Origin of the sequence: Winogradskyella sp. J14-2, assembly GCF_001971725.1 — a bacterium.
Lineage (GTDB): Bacteria > Bacteroidota > Bacteroidia > Flavobacteriales > Flavobacteriaceae > Winogradskyella.
The window spans coordinates 938,995-964,504 of sequence record NZ_CP019388.1; the positions used below are offsets into that span (position 1 = coordinate 938,995).

Below are 25,510 nucleotides of genomic sequence, written 5' to 3' on the forward strand. Positions count from 1 at the left end.
TTTTTTAACAACAATTATTCTAAAATTCTAAACTGAAAAATGTTAGATTCAGAGGTATTTCCTTCTGCATCTTTTGTTACAACTTTCCAATAATAAATGTTGTTTGGCGCTACAGCTACTGTCAGCTGATTTGCTGTTATATCACTCGTATTAAGTTCTGGTGGATTATTAGTAGAGACGTATACATTGTAACCAACAATATCATTTTCTACATCACTTCCTTCCCAATGCAATACCACCAAATTAGTACTCGGGATATTTTGCGCCATTATTGGAGCTATTAAATCTGCTGGAAAAGGCGGATAGGTAACAACACCAGGACCTGCGTTATAAAAATTCCAAATAGCACTTACTTTAGCTTCATCTTGGTGATTATACTCCACATACCACCTATACGCAACCGCTCGCTGAATAGTTATTGGCAATATAAAATCACTTGTCTCATATTGTGTTGTATTACCCGAAGATAAATTCTCTAAAGTAAGTGTATATGTTTCTGCATTACTATTTGGTTCCCATTCAAAAAACACGGTACTTTCTGTTTCCGTAATATTAGTGCCTTCATTACACAAATCATCTTGATGTGGAAAAACAAGATTAACTCCCGTAGGTAAATCTTGATCGTTTCCTCCACCGCTAGGGTTGCCATCATTGGTAGTATCGCTACAAGACACTATGAGCATAAAAGCACAAAATATATAGATCGTCTTTTTCATTTTTTAATGATTTTATAGGATGACACTCCAGATGTTGATCTAATTTTGAGTAAATACACTCCATGTCTGAGATTGTCCGTATTGAGTGTCATATCAGTACCTTTGTTTTCTATGACTTTACTTAAAACCATCTGCCCTAAACTATTGTAAACATTAATACTTATCTCATTCTCTACTATACCGTTATACATCTTTATTTCATCTTGAAAGGGATTTGGGTATATTAGATATTGATTATCATAAAAGAATCGTTTTTCATAACTGCCCTGACAATCTAAATCTGTTTCTATTTTTAAAATGTTCTCACCTTGTTGTAATTGTAATTCTAAATTTGAGTTATGGGTAGTAAATCCTTCACCATTAAAATCGACGTTGTAAACATTACCACCAGACAAATCAACCTCAATTATACCGTTCGAAGCTGGTCTACTGGCAAAAACCTCAAGTGGATTTGGCTCTGTTATCACTACATTATAACAAGACTCATAGTTTGGCCATTCTTCAATAGTAATGCACATTTGGTAAGTGGCTGCCAAAAGATTAAAAATTTCTACATCGTTGGTAAAATCGTATTCTTGGTAAAAATCTTCACCTGTTGGTTCAATAATATCTTCACTAAAAAGCGATACTGTATAATTATATAACTCTTGTGCAATAATAGTTACTTTACCATTATTACTATTAAGACAGGTTTCGCCAGTTATGGTTACCGAGAAATTATCAACTGGTAAATTGATTACTTCACAACCAAATAAATCTACAGGTGCACCAAACGTTGTACCAGGACAAAGGTCATCTTCATTTGGTACTCCATCATTATCTGCATCTTCGCAAATAATTTGATAACTCGCTGAAGCATCCTTACTCCAATTATCGTAAGTACCATCTTCATTATTAATTACTGCTACAGGATCATCCACCAAAATACACCCTAAACTAGGGTTGTTTGTAGCATTAAAAATCTGTAGGTTTTCATTGTTACCATTCTGAAGATTAAGTTGATCACCAGCCAAAGCGTTAGATTGACAAAACAAGATATTTAGGTTTGGATTCTGTGTAAGATCTAAACTACTTAACATATTGAATGCACAGTTAAAATCTTCTAAACCAAATAATATAGATACTTCTACCTCTGTAATAGAATTATTAGATATATCGAGGTTGATTAGACTCGTATTGCCACTAACATTAAGTTGTGAAAGATTATTATTTGAAACATTTAAAGTTGTGAGGTTTGGTAAGACCGAAATATCTATTTCATCTAATAAATTATCTGAAGCATCAAGGCTAGCCAATAACACATTATTACTAAAATCTACAGTTTCAATAAGATTATCTTCAATATCTAAACTCAGCAAGCCAAGAAAATCTTCAATTCCTGTAAGGTCTGAAATTTCTCTTGAGCTTATATTTAAAAATTCAATTTCTTCTATAGCTTCTGTGGTAACATAATCATCTAATGGACCAGAATCGTATCCAAAATCTATTAAAGCTTGTTCAAAATTATCGTCTGGCACATAAGTTTCACCAAAGAAACATTCTATTGCCAACTGCGTTGTAGTATCTATAGTCCAAGTTGCACCAACTGGTATTGCACCTGTATCTGTTTCTATACAAGTAAGATTAGGGTTGTTTTGCGCATTTAGATTTAATAAGATTGTATTTTGAGTGTTTCTTACATTAAGCGTTTCTAATACATTGGACTGACAACTAAGACTTGTTAGCGCTTGATTTTGCTGAAAATCTAAATCTAGTATAGCATTATCATCGCAATTAAAAACCTGAAGTGTTAGCACTTCACTTGGAAGAAAATCAGTAAAATCATTCGATGCAATATTTAAGTCTGTAAGGTTTGTATTATTGTTTAAATCTAGATTGCTAATTGTATTATTTGAGCAATTTAAATTTAATAAAGCTGTATTACTCATTACATCTAAACTTGATAGTTGGTTGTTAGAACAATCTAGAACAAACAAATTAGTATTAGAGCTTAAATCTATTTCTGAAATGGCATTAGACGAACAGTTAAAATTTTCTAAAGCTAAAAAGTCTTCTAGTCCAGTTAACTCTGCAATATTATTACCGCTTACATCTAAGGCTAAGACACCTTCAATATTTGCAGTAAGCACATAGTCGTTTAAAGGTCCTGAATCGTACCCTAAGTCTATGAGTGCCTGCTCAAAATTATCATCTGGCACATAGGTTTCGCCAAAGTTACAATCTTCGCCGTAAGATGTTGCTTCATCTTTTATCCATCCTGCAGGAACATTATTAACATCATCTACTTGTATACATTCTAGATTAGGATTATTAGATGCACTAAAGTTTATAACATCTTGATTGATTCCGTTTTGAATATTGATAAAACTAAATAAATTATTGGATACATTTATAGCAATACTTTCTGGACAAAATTCAGTTTGATTTGTCTGAAAAACACAAGCCGAAACAGCAATTGTAGTTAAATCTAAATCATTTTCGAGTTGATTGTTACTTAAATTTAATGTTTTTAGTAAGCTTAAATCTGTGCCCAAATTTACACTCGTTAACATATTGGCGCTGGCATCAACTTCTATTAGATTAGTATTGTTATTTAAGTCTAAGGTGCTTAATTGGTTTCCAGAACACTTTATAGATTTAAGTAATATATTTGAGCTTAAATCGAGATTTACAATTTCATTAAAAGCACAGTTTAAAAACTCTAATTGCGTATTAGAATTACTATTAAGTGTCGTTAAATTATTTTGCGATAATAAAGCCTCAACCAAGTTAACATTACTTGTTAGATCTACATCAGAAACCTGGTTGTTTCCTATTGATAAAAACTCTAATGAAGTGTTATTGGTAGTGTTAAGTTGTGTTAATTCATTAGATGCACAATTTAACCTTTCTAATCCTAAATAATTATCAACCCATAAATTCTGTAGGTTATTGTTAACACAACTTAGACTTATTAATGTATTGTTATTTACTGTTACTGTTTGCAAATTATTTAATGTATTACTATCACAATTAAGGCTTTCTAAAACCGTATTACTACTAATATCTAAATCTGATAAGTTGTTATTAGAACAGTTTAACTCTCTCAATACAATATTGCCAGAAACATTGAGCATTTCTAAGTTATTATCGGCACAGTCTAATAATTGTAAATTGACGTTCTGTGAAGTATCAAGATTATTTAGATTGTTGTTTGCGCAATAGAGTTCTACTAAATTTACAGTACCTGTAGTATTGAGCAACCCATTTGCATCATTAATATCATTGGTAAGTAAATAATTAGAACTACAGTTTAAACGCTCTAAATTTATCATATCGCTAACATCTAAAGCATCTAAAAAATTTCCACTACAATCTAACTCAATCAAAGATTGAAAATCTTGTATTCCCGTAAGATCTGATATACTCTCATTGCTGACATTTATAGTTTGTATATGCTCTATGTTAGCAGTTAGTACTTGCCCATCAATAACATCATCATAACCAAAATCGATTAAAGCTTGTTCAAAAAAAGCATCAGGTATCAGTGTAATTCTATTGTTAAAGCAGTCTCCATCGTAAACCGTAAAATCATCTTTTTGCCAGTTTGCAGGAATATTACCAACAACAGCATCATCTATATTTATACAGAATAAATAGGGATTTATTGTAGTATTAAACACTACTAGTGAAGCGTTATTACCATTTTCGATATTTAAAGTTCTTAGGGAATTGTTACTACAAAGAACTGAAGTTAAAGCTATATTTACTGTAAGGTCTAAAGCTTCTATCTGGTTAATAGAACAATCTAAAATTTGTAGTGCAGTATTATTACTCAAATCTAGACTGATAAGGCTATTGTTAGAACAATTTAAATCTTGTAGAGCGACAAAATCTTCAATTCCGGTTAAGTCTTCAATCGCTAAACTAGATACATCTAAAACCGTTACACCACTAATATCTGCAGTTGGTACAAAGTTGTTTAGTGTTCCATCAGAATCTATACCTTGGTCTATAAGTGCTTGCTCAAAGTTATCATCTGGCACATAAGTTCCACAATCTAAATTATAAGTAGCTATTGCATCTTTTTGCCAACCTGCTGCTGCATTTGCAAAAGCAACATTATCAACTTTTATACAGAATAAATTGGGATTATTTGTTGCATTAAAATTGGTGATTACATTGTTATTACCATTGCTCATATTTAGAGCAAATAAGTTATTGTTGTTACACAACAGACTTGTTAATGCAGTATTGAAGCTAACATTTAGATTCTCTACTTGATTCATAGAACAGTCTAAATCGGTTAACAATAAATTGCTGCTTGTATCTAAAGCAGTCAATGCATTACCAGAACAATTCAGTACCGTTAAAGCTGTATTTGTTTCTATATTGAGTTCTTCAACTGCATTCCCTGAACAATTAACTATAACCAAAGACGTATTTACACTTAAGTCTAAAGCTGATAAATTATTATTTGATATATCTATTTCTTGCAATGCTAGATTATTAGAAATATCAATAGTTTCGATTGTATTATTATTACAATCTAAAACTTCGAGTGCAGTAAAATCTTCTATACCTATTAAGCTCGTTATAGAAGCATTAGAAATATTTAAATCGATAACTGTTTCAATATTTGTAGTAAGTACCAAATTATCTAATGCATCATCATAACCAAGATTAATTAGTGCTTGCTCAAAATTATCATCTGGCACATAGGTGTAAATATCTACACAATTAGCATCTGTAAAGTAGGTCCAATCGTCTTTTACCCATCCGTTTGGTATAAAACCATTGTCTATTTGTATACAGAATAAATCAGGATTGTTTGAAGCATCGAAAATTGAAACCAAATCATTAAATCCATTAGCTACAATCAAAGATGACAATTGATTTCGGGATACGTTAATTGATGAAAAACCTTGACAGACCGTTACTGGATCTGTTTGAGGATCTGGGCAAACTACAGAGTTAATAACGCTTAAATCTAAGTTAGTTAAAGCGTTATCAGAAACATCAAGATTTCTTAATAACGTATTTGCCGAAAGATCTAGCATCGTAATTTGGTTTGATGCACAAAACAGACTTTCTAAATTTGTATTATTACTTACTACTAATTCGCCATCAATTCTATTATTAGACACATTTAACAATGATAAGTCTGTGTTAGCAGAAACATCTATACCTTGTAACTGATTACCAGACGCTGTAAGACTTTTTAGAGCAATATTATTAGTTACTACCAGGTTTTGAATTTGATTATCAGAACAGTTTAAGGATTCTAAATTTAGGTTGCTATCCACTACTAAATCCGTAAGACTGTTAGAGCCACAAATTAATGACACTAAATTTGTATTGCTTGAAACATCTAAAAAAGACAGGTCATTATTACTGCAAAGTAAATTTTCTAAATCTATAAAACCTTCAATACCAGTAAGATCTTCAATACCTAAATTACTAACATCGAGAAGCCCAACGGTATTGATGCTATTAGTAAAAACCAATCCATTATTACTAATACCATCTCCCATGCTTGTAATGTCACCTATAGCAACTTCAGTTCCATCTGCCGCATGTGTTTCTAGGTAATTCTCAAAGTTTGCATCTGGTATAGCAGTTGTCTGCGCACTCAAATCAGACCATAAAACAATTGATAAGAATGACGTTATTAAAACCAGTTTTTTCATAATGTTTTAGTTTTCAGACACGACTACGTTGAGTTTTAATTTCTTCCTTTGATATCAATCTCTTGATGAAAGTGAATTTGCTTACTTAATTCTTCTTGAATCATATTGAAAAACTTTGTTTTAAATTCCGCATCTGTTTTAAGCTTGTTTAAAGCTTCAACTAATTTTTCATTTTCGCCGTTTTTGTTAGAGCTAAGTATCATTTGCTCAGCAAGGATTAATCCTTTTTCAAAATCGTCTCTTGTAATTTCATGATATATGATATCGCTTTCTGGAGATTCAATGACTTCATATTTAGAATGGCTCTCTTTTTCAGTTTCAACTATTTGTCCTGTGTATGTTCCATTTTCAACATTATTTATTCTATCTAAAATGCTTTCTATTTGACCTTTTAAATAAGTGATTTCTTTTGCTTGCTGATCTACTGTTTGTTCTAACCTTTGAATAATAAACTGACTATCATTTCTATTAACACCAACAGCTGTATTGATTAATCGCATTCCCATAGGATCATGACTCTCCGTCCATGCAACACCCACAATATGTTTAAGTTGACTAGATGAAATGTACTCTGGCTTAATTGCCATACCAATACCGTCATTTTTACCACTAGGTATTATATAATCACCAATATTAACCTTACCAAACACTTTTACTGGCACTTGTCCCATAAAGGCTACTTTTTCGTATTCAGATTCTCGGTTGGGTTCTGGCATATTTCCAAGAACAATTGGCTTATAGGATACAACCATCATTCTATCAGCACCTAAAAGATTCTTGGTAATCTTCCCACCTTTTACACCAACTATATCACCAAAGACCATTTTTTCGTTTACATCTTCTCTTAATAAATATTCGGCATAATCACCTGCTCCAGAAGCATAGGTCACTCCTTCTAGCATGGCTTTATAATCTTGATAATAGTTTAGGTTCCCTTGCGTAATTCCAATACCAACACCAGCAACCACAATCTGAAGACCAGCAACAATAGATTGAGCTGTACTACCTATTATCCAAGATGGTATAGGTGCTGTAACACAAGCACCAAAGCCAACACAACCAGTAGATGATGTAGATGCAATACCAATTGTACCTAAAGACTTAGCAAATTCGTAAGCTGCAACACCAGTATCGAAAATAGCATCGTAAGAATCATACTCTAGCGTCTCTAGACCAAATTGATAATCGGCATTATTTACAAAGTCTTCTACGCGCTCACCTTCTATTCTTCCCCAAGACTGATCACTTAAATCATCAAAAAAGGTGATGAAATTTGTGGTGTTATCTCTTCCTCCATTAACCTTTATAGCTAATCCTTGTCGACCACCTTCAATAAGCATTACATGGTGATTTATATTAGTGTCTAACTGAAAATTATCTTGAAATATTCTATTGACCCTAACCTGAGACTGCGTATTAACATATAGTCCTCCTTGAAGCGTCGTAGAGTCCGTTACTTTTAAGGTTTCTGCAACCAAATCACCGAAAGCTGCTTCTCCGTTAACTGTAAGTGTATGTAACGTGGTGTGCCCACTTAATACATCTAAATCATCGTTAAGATTAGTTAAACCATCTACATTTAGTGTGCCTGTTAGATTTGTTGGACTTGTATTATTAACCGTAAGCGCAGCATTGAGATTTGTTATACCATCTACTGTTAAGTCACCACCTAATATTGAATTATTATCGTAAACCGTAAAAGAGCTGAATAAATTTGTTGGCCCATGAACTTCTAGTTCTCCATTTAAATACGTTCGGTCATCGACGGTTAAAGTTCCTGTTGCTGTTATGTTTCTATGATAAGCAAATGGCAAAAATGTTAAACGCTCCCTACTCATTTCTTCAAAATTACTTCCAGCTTCAAAATCGATTTCTACCTTTAAATCTTTTGGTGTACCATCCCAATTTATTTCTTTAAAGTAATCGTGCTCAGCTTCTCCAATTAAAAGATTAATTCTTCCGAAATCATCAGTCTCAGTAACTTGAACTTCTTCAAATTCTACTTGATTTCCACTATCGTAGATTGTAAATCTTATGGCTATAGTGGTATTTGGTAAATAATTACCTTCGGCATCTACACCTGGTAATTCTAAATCGTCAGGACCAATAATTACTGCTTGATAAGTAATACCATCAGTCTGTGCAACAGCTTGAAAAACAGCACAAACAAAAAATGTTAGGGTAAGTATTTTTTTCATAATTGGAGGTTTTTGGTTTTAAATCTTTATAAGTTTTGTATTGAAGTATTTTTCACCAGATGAGACGTTTAAAAAATAAGTCCCTGTTGAAATATCTTCTATTTGTAATTCAATTCGTTGTGCAGGAAGAAAGACTTTAGTGTAAATAACTCTTGATTTAATATCAAAAATTCTTATAGAGATATCACGCTGCACAAAATCGCTAAAGCTTATAAAAAGCATTTGGCTAAAAGGGTTGGGGTATACTTTAGCTCTAAGCTCTAGAGTTAAATTTTTGAGTGCTTTAAGCTTACTTATGGGTTGTTGATACCCTTGCCTTAAATAATAACCGTTATTATAATAAGTACCAATAACACTAGACTGACCAATACTTTGACTCACTTTATAAGTGCCATTTGCCGTCTGCAATGTCTGAGATGATCCACTACTCCCAACGTTAGAGCTTATAATGCGATACTCATTATTGTTCTGAGCAAATGAAATCTGAATTAAGCCTACAAGCAGTAAAAGTTGGATGTAATTTTTCATTTTTGGTGTTAGTTTATTTATGTTTAAAGCCTATTTGATTTTCAAATAAGTCAAAAATTATATCAAATACTTTATAGTTTCGGTAAATGATTTTTATGTCCACCTTTTGTCCACTATATTTCAAATTATCTAGTAACTACAGTAACATTTTGGCAGGTTAATTATAAACCCTAAACCAAATTGGTGTGCGTTTAATTTTAGTTTTTCGGCATTTTCATCACTATTAATCAACACTGATCTCCCATAACTGTACTCAACATAAATGGCCGTACTTCTTGATATAGGATATTGCATTTCTACACCTCCTCTAAAGAATAAGATGTTATTATTAAACTCATCCTCACCAACCAGATTAAAAACATCGTTGTTAATAGTTTGTGTTCCTCTAATTAAAAACTCTGAGGCTACTGATGCATTCGCTAAAAACGTTAGATCTCGTAGTTCAAAAAGTTTAACTCCTAATCCCGCTTTTAAACCCAGGTAACTGACATCCCACTCAAAGAAGTTATCTACACTGCTCTCGCTGCCAATAGCACCATAATTATTGTATGTAGCTCCAAGAGACAAAAACAAAGTGTTACCTGCATTTAGTTTTTGTCTGTAGCCCATACCATAATGTGTTTTTGATTTTGATAATAGATTGCCAAGGGGCTGCCCTTGGGAGTTTTCATAGTCAAAGGATGAAATGGTAGTACCAAAGCCAAAGTATAACTGTTGACAAAAACTTGAAATACTCATAAGTAAAACTATGGTTAGAATAATTATTTTGTTAGTCATCGGACCAGTTTTGTGAAAACAATATTAGATAAAAAACAGTCTGATTTTCAACAAAATAGGCCATGTCCACCTTTTGTCCACCATCAAAAAAAAGACTTCTTAAAATAATTAATGATATTTATTATAGGTAGACACACTATTACAATAAATTTTTAATTAACTGATTTTCAGTATTTTAAAATAGGAAAATAAATAAAACTATCTTAGATGACCTAACAGCCAAAAACTATGAATAATTTAACTCCTCTCTCTGATGTCCCTTTTTTAAAAAAAGTGACTAATAAATTCTTTAAGGTGGACAAATGTCCCTCTCTATTAATTATTATTTTTGGAATAATTACACAGTTTGGTTTCGGTCAAAATCAGAAAAAAGTCGATAGTTTATTAAAAGTTGCATCAACACAAAAGGATACAACTCAAATTATTACTTATGCCATGCTTTGGGCAGAATACCTTTATGTAGATCCTTTAGCATCAAAGCCCTATTTAGATAGCACCATAATTTTATCTAAGCGATTAGGAAATAAGAAATTTATAGCACGCACCACCAATTACCTTGGTGTGTATCATAATATGACGTCTCAATACGAAAAATCACTTCCTATATACGACGAAGTTATAAGACTATATACTGAACTTGGTGACACCACTCAAGTCTGTGCCGCAATGAATAACAAGGCAAACTCGTTTCGAAGTTTGGGTCGTTACAATGAGTGCCTAGAGACCCATATGCAAAGCTTAAAACTAAAAGAAAAGATTAATGATACAGAAGAGAGTATTGCCGCAAGTTACTGGAATATTGGAAATATACATGGAGATATTGAAAACTATGAAATTTCAAATTCCTATTATACAAAAGCCAAAGAAATCTATGAAAAATTGGGCGCAGCAGGCGATTTATTCAATATAAAATCCCTCATGGCAATCAACCTTAAAGGTATGAAAGCATACGAGAAATCTAAATCTATGTTGCTAGAGGTAGAACCTTATTATAAAGAAAAAAATTACAATAATGATCTAGCAGGACTATATGACAATTTAGGTTGGATTCTTACTCAGCAAGATAGCTTAGATCGTGCAGAAAAATACTATAACAAAGCCTTAGAAATTAGTAAACAGTATGGTGAAAAATCATTAATAGGCTTAAACTATAGACATCTTGGCGAACTTTACAACAAAAAAGGTGAGTACAGAAAAGCACTTATATACATGAAAGATGCACTTCAAAACGCAGAAGAAACCGGTACTCGCAAAAAAAAGATTGGAGACTTATTAGAAATTTCTAAAGCCTATGCTGGGTTGGGTCGCTACAAAAAGGCGTATGAATATCATGTCGATTACCACAAACTTCATGATGAAATTTTAGGTGAAGAGAACATAAAAAAAATGAATGAGCTAGAAATTCAATACCAAGCTGAAAAAAAGGAAAAAGAACTCATCATCAAGGAAAACAAAATTAAACTCATAGAAGAACAGAGACAGCGTGCCGAAACCACGCAACTATTCTTAATTATATCGCTCTTTGGAATATTATCTCTTGCATTTGCTATTGTCTACGGTCTGCGCCAAAAAATGAAACGTAACAAAATTGAGCGTGAAAAATTAGATAATCACTTAGCCTTTAAAGAAAAAGAGCTAACCACACATGCACTACATCTGGCACACAAAAATGAAGTGCTATTAGATTTAAAAGCGCAATTAAAAGAACTAAAATCTGAAAGCCCAAATTCTAGAAACTACCAAAAGGTGATTAATACTATTAACCTAGACATTAATAACGACAGTAATTGGGAACAATTTAGAACCTATTTTGAAGATGTACACACAGATTTTAACTCTAAAATAATGAATAGTTATCCAGAAGTGAGTAATAATGATTTGCGATTGATGTCTCTTTTAAAAATGAATCTATCTTCTAAAGAAATCGCCAATATCCTCAATATTTCAACTGAAGGTGTAAAAAAAGCACGTTACAGGTTACGTAAAAAACTGAATCTAACCAGTGAAGATTCGCTACAAGAATTAATATTGACATTATAACAAGCCTACATTGTAAGAATAGTAAACTCACCTTTTAAAGGCTGTAGATATTTCTTTAATTCTGGGATTAAAGCATCGCCAAACTCAAGATACAATTCAGAAAAATTAATATTACGCTCTTGTAGGCTTTGTCTTGGAAATAATTGTTCTTGTAAGTCAGTACAACGCTCTATTTGATCTTTCAACTTTCGTTTTTGTGCTTTAAGCAGACGTTTTTCAAGATGTTGCAATCCATTGATTTGCTTTACTTCTTGAGCTTTTACAGCTCCTAGAAAGGATTTATCTGTTTGTTCAGCTAATTGGTACAAGTCCTTAAATTGCTGTTCTAAATGTGTTATCTGATCTGAAAAATCAACATCAATATTAGAAATCTGTCTTACCTTCTTATTAATAAAGGAACTTCTATTCAAAAACAAATCAGCATCAGAAATATTGAGTTTCTCTAATTTTTCGGCTTGTTTTTTTGTTTTTACTAAAGCTGAATTTCTCAGTAACAACATCGGAAATGTAACGTTTTGCGCTTCAAAATTAGATTTTAACTGTAACCAGTAAATCATTTCTCCTCCTCCACCTATGTAGCACAGATTTGGCAGAATAACTTCCTGGTATAGAGGACGCATAATGACATTAGGTGAAAAACGTTCAGGATATTCATGTAAGTGATCTAAAAGTTCGTCTTTATTCCAAGTAATTTCGGTTTCTAAGACTTTAAATGTATCATCTTCAAAAATAATACGCTCACGCAAACCTTCATGGATGTAGAACAAATTAATCTCCCTAGGATTTACTTGAATTTTCAATCCTAAATCTTCTAAGATTTTATTGGTTTCTGAAACCGTTTTATAAGCTGGTTGCTCAACCAATTCCTTTTGCATTTGAGGAACAAACAAACGCTTTAATTCTCTCTCGTCTGCATCAATAATTACCAATCCATATGAACCAAACAACGCATTTGCTAAATACCGAGTGGCATCTGCTAGATTATCACAATTGAGATAAGCATTCTTAAACCAAGTTTTTAATTGCTCTGCAAATGTCCCAGAACCAAATTCCGCCGCAACAACCTCATAGACATCCTCTAAACCTTTGGTATTAAAATGACCAACAGCACCTGTTTGCTTAGAATTCCACTGAATCTTTTTCCCTTTGTAATTGAAATAATTGATTTCGTCAAAATCATGATCTTCGGAAGCCATCCAATATACAGGCACAAAATTATAATCAGGATATGCCGATTTTAATGCTTCAGTTAAATTGATGGTTGAAATAATCTTATATAAAAAATACAACGGTCCTGTAAACAAGTTTAACTGATGACCCGTTGTAATGGTAAATGTGTTTTCAGATTTTAAGCTTTCAATATTGTTTAAAGTTAATTCTGAAGCCTTAACGTTTGAATATTGATTTTTCAAAGTTTCAGAAAGCATCTTTCGATGAGATTCGGAAACAAGTTCAGAGTGGCACTTTTCTTCAATCTGAGCTTTAAAGTTTTCTATAGTTGGGAAACGGTGATACAGAGGTTTTAATTCTGGTTTTTGATCTAAATAATTACAAATAAAATCAGAAAAATATCCGGTTGCTCTAAACGGAATACAGTCAGTTGGCATAAAGATTACTATTATGGCATAAATATAAGGTACTTCTATTTTTTAACTGCTAATTTTTAGTTAATTCAATTTCACGAACTATCTTTACTAGCTTTGAAATAAAAATATCATATTTAATGCAAAAACTTCTTTTAGTCGTATTGGTCGCTTTTGGATGCTTAACCTTAACATCAGCACAAAATCTTCAATCACCTAGCACATTTTTAGGATACGACATTGGCACACAATTTAGTCGTCACCATCAAGTTGTAGATTATTTTAAGTCTGTTGCTGAGGCTGTTCCCAATAATGTAAAAATTGAACAATACGGAATTACCAATGAGCGCAGAGCCCTTGTATTAGCTTACATTTCCTCTGAAGAAAACATACAAAATCTCGAAACAATCCGTAAGAACAACTTAAAAAACACAGGACTTTTAGAAGGAGAACCAACCAATACTAATGTTGCTATTGTTTGGCTAAGCTACAACGTACATGGTAACGAAGCATCGAGTTCTGAAGCTGCAATGCTAACCCTATACAAACTACTAACAGAGCGAAAAGACTTGCTAGAAAATACTGTGGTTATAATAGATCCAGGTGTTAATCCAGATGGTCGCGATCGTTATGTAAACTGGTACAACGAAACTAAAAGCACGCCTTACGACATTGATCAACAAGCGAGCGAACACAAAGAACCTTGGCCAGGAGGACGACCAAATCATTACCTATTTGATTTGAATAGAGATTGGGCTTGGGTCACACAAATTGAAACTCAAGAACGCTTAAAAGTTTACAATAAATGGATGCCACATATCCATGTCGATTTTCATGAGCAAGGCCCAAATGAACCCTATTATTTTGCACCTGCGGCAGAACCTTTCCATGAAATTATTAGCGATTGGCAACGCGATTTTCAAACTCAAATAGGACAAAACCACGCCAAATATTTTGATGCTGAAGGTTGGTTATTCTTTACCAGAGAACGTTTCGATTTGTTTTATCCAAGTTATGGTGACACCTACCCTACATACATGGGAGCTATTGGCATGACGTATGAACAAGGTGGCCATGGTATGTCTGGCTTAGGCATTTTGAATGATGAAGGACATGTACTAACGTTAGTAGAACGTTTAACGCATCACACGGTTACAGGACTTTCAACGGTTGAAATGGCTTCAAAAAATGCAAAACAACTAAATACTGAATTTGCTAAATTCTTTGATAATAGTGATTTAAAATATAAAAGCTACGTCGTAAAAGGCAACCAAGACAAAATAAATAGTCTAAAAAACTTACTAAATAAGCACGAGATTAAATTTGAAAATGCTAATAATGGTAAAGTTTCAGGTTATGACTATACCACTGGTAAACAAGGCAATATGTCTATAGATAACAATTCCCTCGTAATCCATACCAATCAACCAAAAGGCAAAATGGTTAAAGTTTTATTTGAGCCTAGCGCAAAATTAAGCGACTCACTAACTTATGACATTACGGCTTGGTCTGTACCGTATGCTTACGGTTTAGATGCTATTGCCAGCACATCTAAAGTCAACAGTACTAAAACTTACGAAGGCAAAATGCCTACTGTACTTTCAAAGGCTTACGGCTATGTTAGTAAATGGAATTCACTAGAAGACGCACAGTTTTTGGCAGATTTACTTAAACATAATTTTAAAGTTAGATTTACAGAAAAACCATTCGCTTCTAATGGTGAAAAATTTGATAGAGGTTCACTAATAATTACACAAGGCGATAATAAACACCTTGAAGATTTTCTTGGCTTATTAAACCAGTTAAAACAAAAACATAAACAAAATCTATCTCAAATCAACTCAGGATTTTCTCAAACCACACCAGATATTGGTTCGCCAGACATTAAGTTAGTGAATAAGCAGAACGTTGCTGTATTATCTGGCGAAGGCACTTCTTCTTTGAGTTATGGTGAAATCTGGCATTTCTTTGAGCAACAATTACATTATCCTTTAACTTCTATCAATACAGACAATTTAAGCAGAACCAACCTCAGCAAATACAATGTGCTTATCATTCCGAATGGCTATTACGGAAGTGTGCTAAATGATACTAACATGCAGAAAATTAAGGATTGGGTACAAGCAGGCGGAAAAGTTATTGCCATTGATGGTGCGCTTAGAAGTTTTGCTGGTAAAGATGGTTTTAGTTTAAAGTACAAATCGTCAGACAACAATAATAGTAATGATAACCTAACACCATATGCTGAACGCGAGCGTGAATACACCAACAACCTCATTACTGGTGCTATTTTTAAAACTAAAATAGACAACACACATCCAATGGCTTTTGGTTATAGTAAAGATTATTTTACCTTAAAACTAGGCAGTTCCGCTTATGATTTACTGGGTAGTGGCTACAACGTTGGGCATTTAGCAGACACCAAAGTCTATTCTGGTTTTGCTGGTAAAGATGCACTATCAAATTTAGAAAACACTTTAGTTTTTGGTGAAGAACGAAAAGGCAGTGGTAGCTTTATCTATTTTGTAGACAACACCTTATTTAGAAGTTTTTGGGAAAACGGAAAATTATTCTTGGTGAATGCCGTTTTCTTTGTGAATAATAATGCGTACGAATTATAACAATCATCAATCAAAATACATTATGAAACCAATTAAATCTTTATGTCTAAGTCTATTTGTCTTAATAACTCTATCTGCTTGCAAACAGAACAACACCAAAGAGACTTCGCCAGAATTTAAAGTCGATTTTGAAAAATTCACTTTAGACAACGGCTTACAAGTTATACTGCATGTAGACCGATCGGATCCTGTTGCGGCAGTGGCATTAACCGCACACGTAGGTTCTGCAAGAGAAAAAGAAGGCAGAACAGGTTTTGCTCACCTTTTTGAACACTTATTATTTTTAGAATCTGAAAATTTAGGTAAAGGAGGCCTCGACCAGATGAGCGCGCGTATAGGTGGTTCTGGTGCCAATGGCTCAACAAGTAGAGATCGTACCAATTACTTTCAAACCGTACCAAAAGATGCCTTAGAAAAAATGATCTGGGCAGAAGCAGACAAATTAGGTTGGTTTATCAATACGGTTACCGAACCGGTATTAGCAAAAGAAAAAGAAGTCGTTAAAAATGAAAAACGTCAGCGCGTAGACAATCAGCCTTACGGACATAATTCTGCTGTGATTAACAGTAATTTATATCCTGAAGGCCACCCTTACAGTTGGGAAGTTATAGGCTCTCTCGAAGATTTACAAAACGCCACCTTAGAGGACGTCAAGGAATTTTTTAGACGTTGGTATGTACCAAATAACGTTACATTAACCATTGCAGGCGATATTGATGTAGAACAAACCAAGGCTTGGGTAAAAAAATATTTTGACGAAATTCCCAGAGGCGAAGACATTCCTGCATTAGAAAAGCAACCCGTAACTTTAAAATCTACCAAACGCTTATTTTACGAAGACAATTTTGCCAGAGCTCCACGACTCACTATGGCTTGGCCTGGTGTGCCTCAATACCATAAAGATTCATATGCTCTAAGTGTGCTTACTAACTATTTATCTAACGGGAAAAAAGCACCTTTAAACAAAGTACTTATCGACGACGAAAAGCTAACAGATAATGTCGTATTCTATCAAAACAATTCAGAATTGGCAGGCCAATTAATGCTCAGTGTTACAGCATTCGACCAAGCGGATTTAAACGCAGTAGCATCTGCCATAAAAGACGGTTTTAAGGATTTTGAGCTTAATGGTATTTCTGAAGACGATCTTAATCGTATTAAAGCAGGTCAAGAAACGGATTTCTACCAAGGCCTATCGAGCGTTTTAGGCAAAGGGTTTCAGTTGGCACAATACGAAATCTTTGCAGGTGACCCAGATTTCATAAATCAAGATGTAAAAAACATACTTGCTGTAACACCTAAAGATGTGATGCGTGTGTACAATACATATATTAAAAACAAGAATTTTGTAGCAACGAGTTTTGTACCAAAAGGTCAAAAGAATTTGGTATTAGACAATTCGCAATTGGCAGATATAAAGGAAGAAAACATTATTGAAGGTGCCGAAGATACATTCGATCCGAGTGTAGCAGCTACTTACGAAAAAACACCAAGTCGTTTTGATAGAAGTATTGAGCCGCCTTATGGATCCAGTCCAGAATTAAATATTCCAAAAGTTTGGAAAAAAGAATTAGACTCTGGTATTTCAGTGTATGGCATCGAAAATAGCGAAGTCCCTCTGGTACAATTTGAAATACAAATAACAGGTGGTTTATTATTAGAAAACAAAGACAAAGTAGGTGTATCTAACCTATTAGCCGACCTTATGACCAAGGGCACCAAAAACAAAACTACCGAAGAACTACAAAACGCCATTGAAAGCATTGGCGCAAGTATCTATACCTATGCCACAGAAGATAACATTACCATTGCTGGTACAACGCTTTCTAAGCACTTCGATAAAACTATGGATTTGGTTACTGAAATCTTATTAGAACCGCGTTGGGACGAGACCGAGTTTGAGCTTTTAAAGCAAAGTACCATAAGTAGCATTCAACGTAGTAAAGCCAATCCTAACAGTATTGCTTCGGATGAATTTTCAAAATTATTGTATGGAGATCATAACATTTTAGCATACAATAACAGAGGTACCGAAGCCTCAGTGCATAGCATTGATATTTTTGATTTAAAAGACTATTACAACAAAAACTTGTCACCGCAATTAACCAATGTGCATGTTGTTGGTGCCATATCAGAAACCGAGGTTGTTAACGCTTTGGACAACATCAATACGCAGTGGGAATCCAAAGCCATTGAAATTCCGGAATTACCAATGCCATTGTATCCAGAACAATCAACGGTTTACTTCTATGATGTACCTGGTGCCAAGCAATCTGTAATTCGTTTTGGCTATCCATCGTTAAAAGCGACGCACAACGACTATTACCTTGCCAATGTTATGAATTATCGCTTAGGTGGAGGTAGTTTTGCCTCACAGCTCACACAGCAATTACGCGAAGGTAAAGGGTACACCTACGGTATACGATCTGGCTTTTCTGGTTCAGAATATATTGGTGAATTTACCATAAGTAGTGGTATACGTACTAATGTCACTTATGAAGCAACCGATCTAATAAAACAAATTTTAGAAGACTACGGAAAAAATTATAACGAGGAAGACTTAGATATCACTAAAGGCTATACCATAAAAAGTACGGCCAGAGCTTTTGAAACGCTTGGTGCCAAACTCAACATGCTCAGCAATATTAGTAACTATGGCTATGCAGATGACTACGCTAAAGCACAAGAAAACATGGTAAAGGCACTGACCGTTGATGATGTTAAAATGCTGATTGAAAAATACATTAAACCAAACCAAATGGTATATTTAATCGTTGGCGATGCTGCCACACAATTGAATAAATTAGAGGCTTTAGGCTTTGGAAAGCCAGTGTTACTAAATGGCAATTAGCAACTTTGTGTAGATTGTTCGATTAGAATGATAAAATTTGTATTTCTTCAAACTCAGTAGAGCTATCGAAAACTACTTGCTATAATGCTTCTCGATACAATTCCTCATGCTTCGGAATCACTCGAAGTGATGAAACGCATAACAATCAAACTTAAATCGTCAGTTCGAGTGATTTGTGAGTGTGCGAGCAAATAGTATCGAGAACTAACGTATTGACAATAACATTTCATACCTTGTAAGACAAGAACTAACTAAAATCAAAACACTATGAAACTCGGTGCATTTTCAATCAGTCTCGCGGTTAAAGACCTTAACGCTTCAAAAGAATTTTACGAAACCTTAGGTTTTACCGTATTTGCAGGTGATCTGGACAACAATTACCTCATCATGAAAAATGAGTCTACATTGATTGGTTTGTTTCAAGGTATGTTTGAAAATAATATCCTTACGTTTAATCCTGGCTGGGATCAGGAGGCTAATACCTTAGACAACTTTGATGATGTTAGGGACATTCAAAAACATTTAAAAGCTAAAGGTATCACCTTTGCTAGTGAGATAGATGCTCCAGAATCTGGACCTGCAAGTTTTGTAATCTTAGATCCTGATGGTAATGCCATTTTGGTAGACCAGCATATCTAAGTTAGGGCTTTTTCCATAGCATAAAATGGATACTTTCGCTCTGGGAAATAAATATAACCTCTAACAACGTAATCTCGATTTTTATAAAACGTAACAACGGGTTTGTTCTGGGTATAAGCATCTAATCGAATTGACGTATAGTTGTTTTGCCTTCCGAATGCTTCTGCAAAATCCATCAGTAGTTTAGCAAAACCTTTATTTTGACTGTTAGGATGAACAACGAGTCTGTGAATTACCAATACCTTAGCATCATTAAATTGCCAATCAATCGTTTTGTATTCAGGCTCTTGAAGTTCACTAATGTTTATGGCACCAATGATTCTGTCATTATTTTTCAGGACATATAATACCTTACTTTCAATGTCATTTTTAATAATCGAGCTTTTGGGGTAATTGTTTGTCCATTGATAAATCTGGTCATTTTCTAGCCCATCTTTTGCTTTGTTATACATTTGAAATAGAACATCTAAATCTGCAAGAGTGCCTTTTTCAATAGTGAGCTGTTCTTTTTCTGAATGCCCTGTTTCAGTATCATAAATAAGAATACCTTGATGTGTGGTATCTAATTGAGAAACTCGCTCACCTTTTGCATTCCAAACTGTACTTTGACCTGCACTTATAAAATTATCGCAAGGACCAACACAATTAGCCATTATGATGGGTATGCTATAGGTTTTTGTCATTTTAGAAAAGAACTGATTGGCTTTGTCTATGCCTGTTTGAGGCTTAGCAACACTAGCGATATAAACATCTACCCGATTTTTTATAGCATTTACAAAATGTGTTTCTTGAAGTGTTTCATAGCAAATACCAAAAGCAACCTTCTTTTCTTTAATAGTAAAAATAGTTTGCTTATCGCCATTTACAAAGTAGGGCAGTTCATCTGCGTGTAATATTTGTTTAGAATAGACCGAACGTGCTTTGTTAGGTTGAAATATGAGCAAACTGATTTGAATTCCATCAGTCGCCATTGTTGGCATACCAACACCAATGACGATTTCATTTTTGTTAGATAGCTCCTGAAAGGGATTAAATAGCTTATCCTCCACTTCGGTGGCAAGTGCTTTGGCTAATTGAGGTTCGTAATTGGTTATAGATAATTCTGGAAATATTATAATATCTGCTTTTAATTTTATTGCACGCTCAATCAACATTAAATGATTTTCAATATTTTTTTGAATGTTTCCTTTTATGGATTGGGTCTGTGCGATGCAGATTTTCATCTGGTTTATTTTTTCAAACTTTCGAGTTCTTTTATTAAGTCTTTTTTTTCCTTTTCAGAATAGAATTCAGAGTCTGCCAATGATGCATTAAAGCGTTCTAAAGTCTCCGTAATATCTTGATGCAATAAAATTTGCGCATCCATAATATACAAGTAACCTTCAGAAAAATTGGGATAGGACAATAGTAATAACTCCCATGCTTCAATAGCATTTTTATAATCGTTATTGTTATAAAAAAACCACCCTTTTCCGTTTAATATGCCTAATGAAAAATCTAAGTTAGTACCATAGTGATTTTTGACATTTTGTTTTGATTGAAAATACACATCGATGCTAGAGTTTGAAGGTTGAAAAAAAGCAAATTGTTCTATGGACCAATACTCAAATATGTCGTATAGTGCCTCTGCAATGCCCAATCCTGGCACCGCGTGATGAAAAGCTCTGGGAAAATAGGTGCCTTTGATATCTATTTTTGAATTTTTGTTTTCTATTTCGGCAGTTTTAATGGCTATATAATCCTTTGGGTAATCCTTACCAATGGCGTAGCGATAGTATTTCGTATGGATTATGTTATGGGTTTTTAATGCAGATATGGAATCCATTAAAGACACATTTTTTTGGTTAAAAAAAGGATCTAGAGCTATAACTGCGGAAAGGCTATCACTATATTTTGTAAACATCGCTGTGGTAAAATGCCCATACCATGAGTGGCCAATTAACAACCTAAACGAATTTGCTTTGTATTTTGATTCTGCTAGAGCAATAACTTCCTCAAAGAGGAATTTTTCATTTAGATGTGCTTTTCCGCTTGTAGATGATTTGGGGCTTTTTGCTTCACTTATTCTTCTGGAATTGTCGGACTCAATACTGATTATAATTGCGCGAGGCATTTGTTCCGAAGCCGTTAAATAATCTATGGTGTTAATGATCTGGTTGTGGCTTCTTTTATTTTGTTGATCAAAAATTATAATTAGTGGATATTGCTTTGGGTTATTTTTTTGCCAATCGTTAGGTAGAAGCACGGATATCTTTTTTTCGTAACCCAAACGTGTAGATACAAAAGCGGTATCTATTTTTGATTTGTAAACGCTATAATTTTGACAATAAATTGTATTGGCAGTAATTAATAGGAACAAAAAAATAAAGAATGTGTTATTTATTTGTTTAAGATGGCTTTTCACTCGAGTCATTTTTACTTTTTAAATAGCTCCTTTCTGATTGAAAAAGGTAACCACATCATCATCTTTGGTTAGACTTTCCGTAAAGTTTATAATAGTTTCAGAAGTTAATTGTGGGCTTTTAATTTGAAAAGACCTGAATGTACCATCTTTTTGTGGTGCAATACAAATGGTTTTACCAAAATTGAGATGGAATAACCGCGTATTTATAATAGCGTAGGCACCGCCTTCAGCAGTTTTAAAAGCTACATAATCAATGGTGGTCGTTTTTGTTTTCACAAATCCCTGAGCCAGATAATCGGGATGATTTCGAGATATGGCTATATTTTTATTGAGGTTGTAATTTTCAGTATCTAAGGTATCGGTTAGCACCAAAAGTTGAAAAAACACGTCGTTATGCTTATCGCCTAGTCGTTTTTTATTGATGTCATTTTTTGCCACAAAAAAACTATTCATTACCACTGTTTTGTTACCAACTTTAAAATCCTCAGTTTTATTGCCTAGGCCCTTAAAGCTATTTTTGCCTAAAAGCTCATACTTAGGCACTGGAAACACACCAATCTCAAAAGGACCAAATTCTCCTATACCAATGAGTTGCTTATCGTTTTCAAGCATTTGGTTGTCCCAAGTGGTCTTATCGTTTCGGTTGTTTAAATGTTGTTCTCTTTTTTGTTGATTCCAAATTGTACGCGCCTCATCGCTTTCTAATTTAGAATTGTTTTCGACATTACTGCAACCAATACTTATACAGCAAAAAAATATGATGACTCTTTTCATCTTATAACATTTATTCATTTTCTGTTTTAAACTCTATTAAATAAGGCTTTAAAGGTCTGTTATCCGACGTTCTAAAATTGTTTGTGATGTAGATTTGATAGGTTTTATTAGGCACTAAATCAACAGGAATGTCCCAAGATTTTTTGTCTTTTGCCCATTTTCTTCCGTTTAATGTTCCATTAGGGAAGGCATCTCTTCCTAAAGGCCCTAAATCAACACTTGTTCGATAACCATCTAAAGCTTCTGAAAATTTTATGGTTATAGTTTTTAGTTTTGGATTAACATTTTGGCTCTTGTTCTCAAACTGCTCAATGCCTACGACTGTTGGTCGTTTGCTTTCAAAATTTTGTTCCAGCGCATCTAAAGTAGCAGAAAAATAGTTTGCTTTTTGAACAAACGCTTCAATTTCTGACTCGTTTTCGTAATCGAGCTCTATCATTGTTTTAATAGCTGCTTGTTTATCCTCTGCTTGATTGTAATAATTTTCACAAATCTGATAGCCTACATAATAGCCTAAATCTCGCATACCAAATTCGTTGGGTGCATCACCATTTAACCATTTATTAAAATTAGCGACGTAAAACATTTCGTTTTCAAAGACTTCTCTAATGCGGTTGGCATTATTTTTTCCGAATTCAATTTGTGGATTTGGTGACGTTTGGTTTAGTGCTTTTACGGTGATAAATTCGGCAACGCCTTCATACAACACTGAAGACAATAAATTATAAACCCTAGGTTTTTGTTGTGTATGCACATACTCGTGGATGTTTAAAAACACCAAATTCTTATTAGGATTGGTAGCAAAATAGGCTTTTAAATGGGATAGGTTTTCAGGCAATTCACTTGTATTAGTATTCGTATCTGCCATTGCCAATTCTGAACCAATAAGCACCAAACTATCAATCGTTGTGCCTGGTGTACGAAATGCACCAATAGAGAAATAAATTTTTGCAGGTTTTAGTTCTGGATAGATGGTTTTCAGTTTTACAATACCAATTTGCAATTGTGTACTAATATCACCGGCTTGTAATGTGTTTTCCCTAATTGAGTTCCAAAATTTCGGATATGCATTAATGGCATTTATGTATTCTTCTGCTGTATATCTTCTTGCTTCTATAATACCTTCTAAACCTGCGGTGCCTTTATCTAAATACAAACTATCTAAGTACTTATATTGTAATACAGAATCTTGGGTTGTTATGATTTGGTCGTACGCTTTCCAGAAGTTCGTGACATCGGTAGTAACAACATTATCACTTCGCACACTTTCTTTTGAGCTATTTTTGCAAGCCGAAAAAAATGCTAATAGCGCTATTATAATTATAGTTTGATTTTTCATTCTTAGATTTTTTAGGATTCACAATGCTCTTTAAACTGTTTATCGTCTTTAGGAAATATGTAAGCCGATGTTTGCTTTTTCCAACCGAGTTTTTCATAAAAGCATTCTTTGTTTGGTGCAGCCGTCAATGTAATAAAATTATAACCTTTTAATCTGTTTTTTAATGCATTAACGATTTGTGTTCCTATGCCTTTAGATTGGTATTTTGGATGCACAACGACATCAACGAGCAACGCATAGTATTGACCATCATCTACTGTTCTACCAAAGCCAACAATAACATCTTTGTCTTTTATAAAACAGGTGACCGCACTTTTTTTGAATGCTTTTTCTATGTCTCTTGGTAGTCTCATTCCCCAATTGACTTCTTGGAACATCGTTGAAATGGCTTTCCAATCGATAGTGTTTAAATCAGGGTTTATTTGTACTTCCATTACTTTAAATCAGTTTCATCGGTTAGTAAAAAACAGGCATTGTGTTGCGTCATCCCAATATTCGGATAATAGTGAACTGCTTTTGGTGCAGCTAAAAGAATAGTTGTTGCTTGTGGTGTGGCTTGTTTAGTTAATCTAATCAACTCCTTGCCTATGCCTTGTTTTTGATAGGCTGAATCCACTGCCAAATCTGACAGGTATGTACAATACACAACATCGGTTACAGACCTTGCCACACCAACGAGTTTATCTTTATCTCTTGCAGTAATGATTAGGTTGGCATTATTGACCATGGCTTCAACTCTTTTAAAATCATCTACTGGTCGTCTTTCGCCAAGGGTTGATTTGATGAGTAGTGCTTTAAACTCCAGTGCAGATAGATTGTTTTCAGTTTGATAGGTTATCATATTTTTGTTTTTTTATCACTTGTTTGTTCATTTTGATTGAAAACACCTCAGTGAAGCTGACAAATTGTATTGAGAACAAACTGATGTTTTAAATACCGCTTTTCGATATAAATTTTTCTCTTTTTAATCGAAAAATTCACTCGAAGTGACGAATTCTGTCAAAATTCTCAATAGGTTTTATTGTTCTTCTAATATCGATTCGCCTTTAGATTTATCGCCAGACGTCCATTGCCAGTTTTCATGCAATCGTATTTTACCATTCTCAAGAATTTCTGGTGTTGACTTGCATATTCCTGCATTCAACTCGCCATGAACATTAATCTGGTGGTAGCGCATGTCAATGTTGCCGTTTTCATCAACAAGACCTATTAAATGGCCTTTTTTGATTTTTCCGCCAGAATACTCCGAGGTTAAAATGTTTCCGACCTGTTTGTAAAGAAAAATGGTATCACTCGAGGTTTCTGCATTTTCAGAGTTGCTGACAGGTACAAAGACCTTATTGTTATAATTCATTTCTGCTAGTTTTTTTT

17 protein-coding genes are annotated in these 25,510 nt (G+C 33.8%); 4 read left to right on the top strand and 13 right to left on the bottom strand.

Features of this window, described 5'->3' with window-relative positions; genetic code table 11:
- Nucleotides 1–14: 14 nt before the first annotated feature.
- The 5 genes from BWZ20_RS04455 to BWZ20_RS04475 all read right to left on the bottom strand — a co-directional run bounded on the left by BWZ20_RS04455 (nucleotide 15) and on the right by BWZ20_RS04475 (nucleotide 9,888).
- Nucleotides 15–716: a hypothetical protein gene (locus BWZ20_RS04455; protein WP_157358314.1), complete on the bottom strand. Its 702-nt coding sequence runs from the start codon at nucleotides 714–716 to the stop codon at nucleotides 15–17.
- Nucleotides 713–6,385: a T9SS type A sorting domain-containing protein gene (locus BWZ20_RS04460; RefSeq protein ID WP_076616891.1), complete on the bottom strand. Its 5,673-nt coding sequence runs from the start codon at nucleotides 6,383–6,385 to the stop codon at nucleotides 713–715. Before BWZ20_RS04460 ends, BWZ20_RS04455 begins: the two co-directional genes overlap by 4 nt.
- A 35-nt stretch (nucleotides 6,386–6,420) precedes the next feature.
- The gene (locus BWZ20_RS04465) at nucleotides 6,421–8,583 is read right to left on the bottom strand and encodes a hypothetical protein (protein ID WP_076616894.1); all 2,163 of its coding nucleotides are present in this window, start codon (nucleotides 8,581–8,583) and stop codon (nucleotides 6,421–6,423) included.
- Nucleotides 8,584–8,601: 18 nt separating this feature from the next.
- On the bottom strand, nucleotides 8,602–9,111 hold the full coding sequence (locus tag BWZ20_RS04470; protein ID WP_076616897.1) for a T9SS type A sorting domain-containing protein: 510 nt from the start codon (nucleotides 9,109–9,111) through the stop codon (nucleotides 8,602–8,604).
- Between the two features lie 129 nt (nucleotides 9,112–9,240).
- Entirely contained in the window at nucleotides 9,241–9,888 is a 648-nt protein-coding gene (locus BWZ20_RS04475) for an outer membrane beta-barrel protein (RefSeq protein WP_076616900.1), read from the bottom strand.
- A 228-nt stretch (nucleotides 9,889–10,116) separates the two neighbouring features.
- Here BWZ20_RS04475 and BWZ20_RS04480 point away from each other — a divergent pair, with 228 nt between their 5' ends.
- Nucleotides 10,117–11,928, top strand: coding sequence for a tetratricopeptide repeat protein (locus BWZ20_RS04480; protein ID WP_076616902.1), 1,812 nt, complete (start codon nucleotides 10,117–10,119; stop codon nucleotides 11,926–11,928).
- A gap of 5 nt (nucleotides 11,929–11,933) precedes the next feature.
- Here the strand turns inward: BWZ20_RS04480 and bshC are convergent, their stop codons facing one another.
- Nucleotides 11,934–13,535, bottom strand: coding sequence for a bacillithiol biosynthesis cysteine-adding enzyme BshC (bshC, locus tag BWZ20_RS04485; protein WP_076616905.1), 1,602 nt, complete (start codon nucleotides 13,533–13,535; stop codon nucleotides 11,934–11,936).
- Between the two features lie 116 nt (nucleotides 13,536–13,651).
- Here bshC and BWZ20_RS04490 point away from each other — a divergent pair, with 116 nt between their 5' ends.
- The 3 genes from BWZ20_RS04490 (at nucleotide 13,652) to BWZ20_RS04500 (ending at nucleotide 19,622) form a co-directional block, all read left to right on the top strand.
- Nucleotides 13,652–16,132, top strand: a complete 2,481-nt coding sequence (locus BWZ20_RS04490) for a M14 family metallopeptidase (RefSeq protein ID WP_076616908.1) — start codon at nucleotides 13,652–13,654, stop codon at nucleotides 16,130–16,132.
- A gap of 22 nt (nucleotides 16,133–16,154) precedes the next feature.
- Nucleotides 16,155–18,983, top strand: a complete 2,829-nt coding sequence (locus BWZ20_RS04495) for a M16 family metallopeptidase (RefSeq protein WP_076621258.1) — start codon at nucleotides 16,155–16,157, stop codon at nucleotides 18,981–18,983.
- Nucleotides 18,984–19,250: 267 nt separating this feature from the next.
- Nucleotides 19,251–19,622, top strand: a complete 372-nt coding sequence (locus BWZ20_RS04500; protein WP_076616910.1) for a VOC family protein — start codon at nucleotides 19,251–19,253, stop codon at nucleotides 19,620–19,622.
- On the opposite strand, the gene BWZ20_RS04505 is transcribed toward BWZ20_RS04500, so the two are convergent.
- From BWZ20_RS04505 to BWZ20_RS04535, 7 genes are all read right to left on the bottom strand, one after another.
- The gene (locus BWZ20_RS04505; protein ID WP_076616913.1) at nucleotides 19,619–20,845 is read right to left on the bottom strand and encodes a GNAT family N-acetyltransferase; all 1,227 of its coding nucleotides are present in this window, start codon (nucleotides 20,843–20,845) and stop codon (nucleotides 19,619–19,621) included. The two genes, BWZ20_RS04500 and BWZ20_RS04505, sit on opposite strands and share 4 nt — an antisense overlap.
- Nucleotides 20,846–20,850: 5 nt before the next feature.
- The gene (locus tag BWZ20_RS04510) at nucleotides 20,851–22,026 is read right to left on the bottom strand and encodes an alpha/beta hydrolase-fold protein (RefSeq protein ID WP_198034971.1); all 1,176 of its coding nucleotides are present in this window, start codon (nucleotides 22,024–22,026) and stop codon (nucleotides 20,851–20,853) included.
- Between the two features lie 18 nt (nucleotides 22,027–22,044).
- Entirely contained in the window at nucleotides 22,045–22,800 is a 756-nt protein-coding gene (locus BWZ20_RS04515; RefSeq protein ID WP_157358315.1) for a hypothetical protein, read from the bottom strand.
- A gap of 10 nt (nucleotides 22,801–22,810) precedes the next feature.
- Nucleotides 22,811–24,139, bottom strand: coding sequence for a DUF2268 domain-containing putative Zn-dependent protease (locus tag BWZ20_RS04520; RefSeq protein ID WP_076616923.1), 1,329 nt, complete (start codon nucleotides 24,137–24,139; stop codon nucleotides 22,811–22,813).
- An 11-nt stretch (nucleotides 24,140–24,150) separates the two neighbouring features.
- A complete protein-coding gene (locus tag BWZ20_RS04525) occupies nucleotides 24,151–24,573 on the bottom strand; it encodes a GNAT family N-acetyltransferase (RefSeq protein ID WP_076616927.1) in 423 nt (140 codons plus the stop codon).
- Nucleotides 24,573–24,980 carry a GNAT family N-acetyltransferase gene (locus BWZ20_RS04530; protein ID WP_076616930.1) on the bottom strand — a complete coding sequence of 136 codons (408 nt, stop codon included), beginning with the start codon at nucleotides 24,978–24,980 and terminating at the stop codon, nucleotides 24,573–24,575. Before BWZ20_RS04530 ends, BWZ20_RS04525 begins: the two co-directional genes overlap by 1 nt.
- A 177-nt stretch (nucleotides 24,981–25,157) precedes the next feature.
- Complete coding sequence (locus tag BWZ20_RS04535; protein ID WP_076616932.1) at nucleotides 25,158–25,493, bottom strand: n-acetylglutamate synthase; 336 nt, start codon at nucleotides 25,491–25,493, stop codon at nucleotides 25,158–25,160.
- Nucleotides 25,494–25,510 lie beyond the last annotated feature (17 nt).

Bases quoted from the DNA above. Each gene is read 5' to 3' on its own strand.
- BWZ20_RS04525 (WP_076616927.1), bottom strand. From the start codon at position 24,573: ATGGAAGTACAAATAAACCCTGATTTAAACACTATCGATTGGAAAGCC.
- BWZ20_RS04535 (WP_076616932.1), bottom strand. From the start codon at position 25,493: ATGAATTATAACAATAAGGTCTTTGTACCTGTCAGCAACTCTGAAAAT.
- BWZ20_RS04480 (WP_076616902.1), top strand. From the start codon at position 10,117: ATGAATAATTTAACTCCTCTCTCTGATGTCCCTTTTTTAAAAAAAGTG.
- BWZ20_RS04515 (WP_157358315.1), bottom strand. From the start codon at position 22,800: ATGAAAAGAGTCATCATATTTTTTTGCTGTATAAGTATTGGTTGCAGT.
- bshC (WP_076616905.1), bottom strand. From the start codon at position 13,535: ATGCCAACTGACTGTATTCCGTTTAGAGCAACCGGATATTTTTCTGAT.
- BWZ20_RS04490 (WP_076616908.1), top strand. From the start codon at position 13,652: ATGCAAAAACTTCTTTTAGTCGTATTGGTCGCTTTTGGATGCTTAACC.
- BWZ20_RS04455 (WP_157358314.1), bottom strand. From the start codon at position 716: ATGAAAAAGACGATCTATATATTTTGTGCTTTTATGCTCATAGTGTCT.
- BWZ20_RS04475 (WP_076616900.1), bottom strand. From the start codon at position 9,888: ATGACTAACAAAATAATTATTCTAACCATAGTTTTACTTATGAGTATT.
- BWZ20_RS04460 (WP_076616891.1), bottom strand. From the start codon at position 6,385: ATGAAAAAACTGGTTTTAATAACGTCATTCTTATCAATTGTTTTATGG.
- BWZ20_RS04520 (WP_076616923.1), bottom strand. From the start codon at position 24,139: ATGAAAAATCAAACTATAATTATAATAGCGCTATTAGCATTTTTTTCG.
- BWZ20_RS04505 (WP_076616913.1), bottom strand. From the start codon at position 20,845: ATGAAAATCTGCATCGCACAGACCCAATCCATAAAAGGAAACATTCAA.
- BWZ20_RS04530 (WP_076616930.1), bottom strand. From the start codon at position 24,980: ATGATAACCTATCAAACTGAAAACAATCTATCTGCACTGGAGTTTAAA.
- BWZ20_RS04465 (WP_076616894.1), bottom strand. From the start codon at position 8,583: ATGAAAAAAATACTTACCCTAACATTTTTTGTTTGTGCTGTTTTTCAA.
- BWZ20_RS04495 (WP_076621258.1), top strand. From the start codon at position 16,155: ATGAAACCAATTAAATCTTTATGTCTAAGTCTATTTGTCTTAATAACT.
- BWZ20_RS04500 (WP_076616910.1), top strand. From the start codon at position 19,251: ATGAAACTCGGTGCATTTTCAATCAGTCTCGCGGTTAAAGACCTTAAC.
- BWZ20_RS04470 (WP_076616897.1), bottom strand. From the start codon at position 9,111: ATGAAAAATTACATCCAACTTTTACTGCTTGTAGGCTTAATTCAGATT.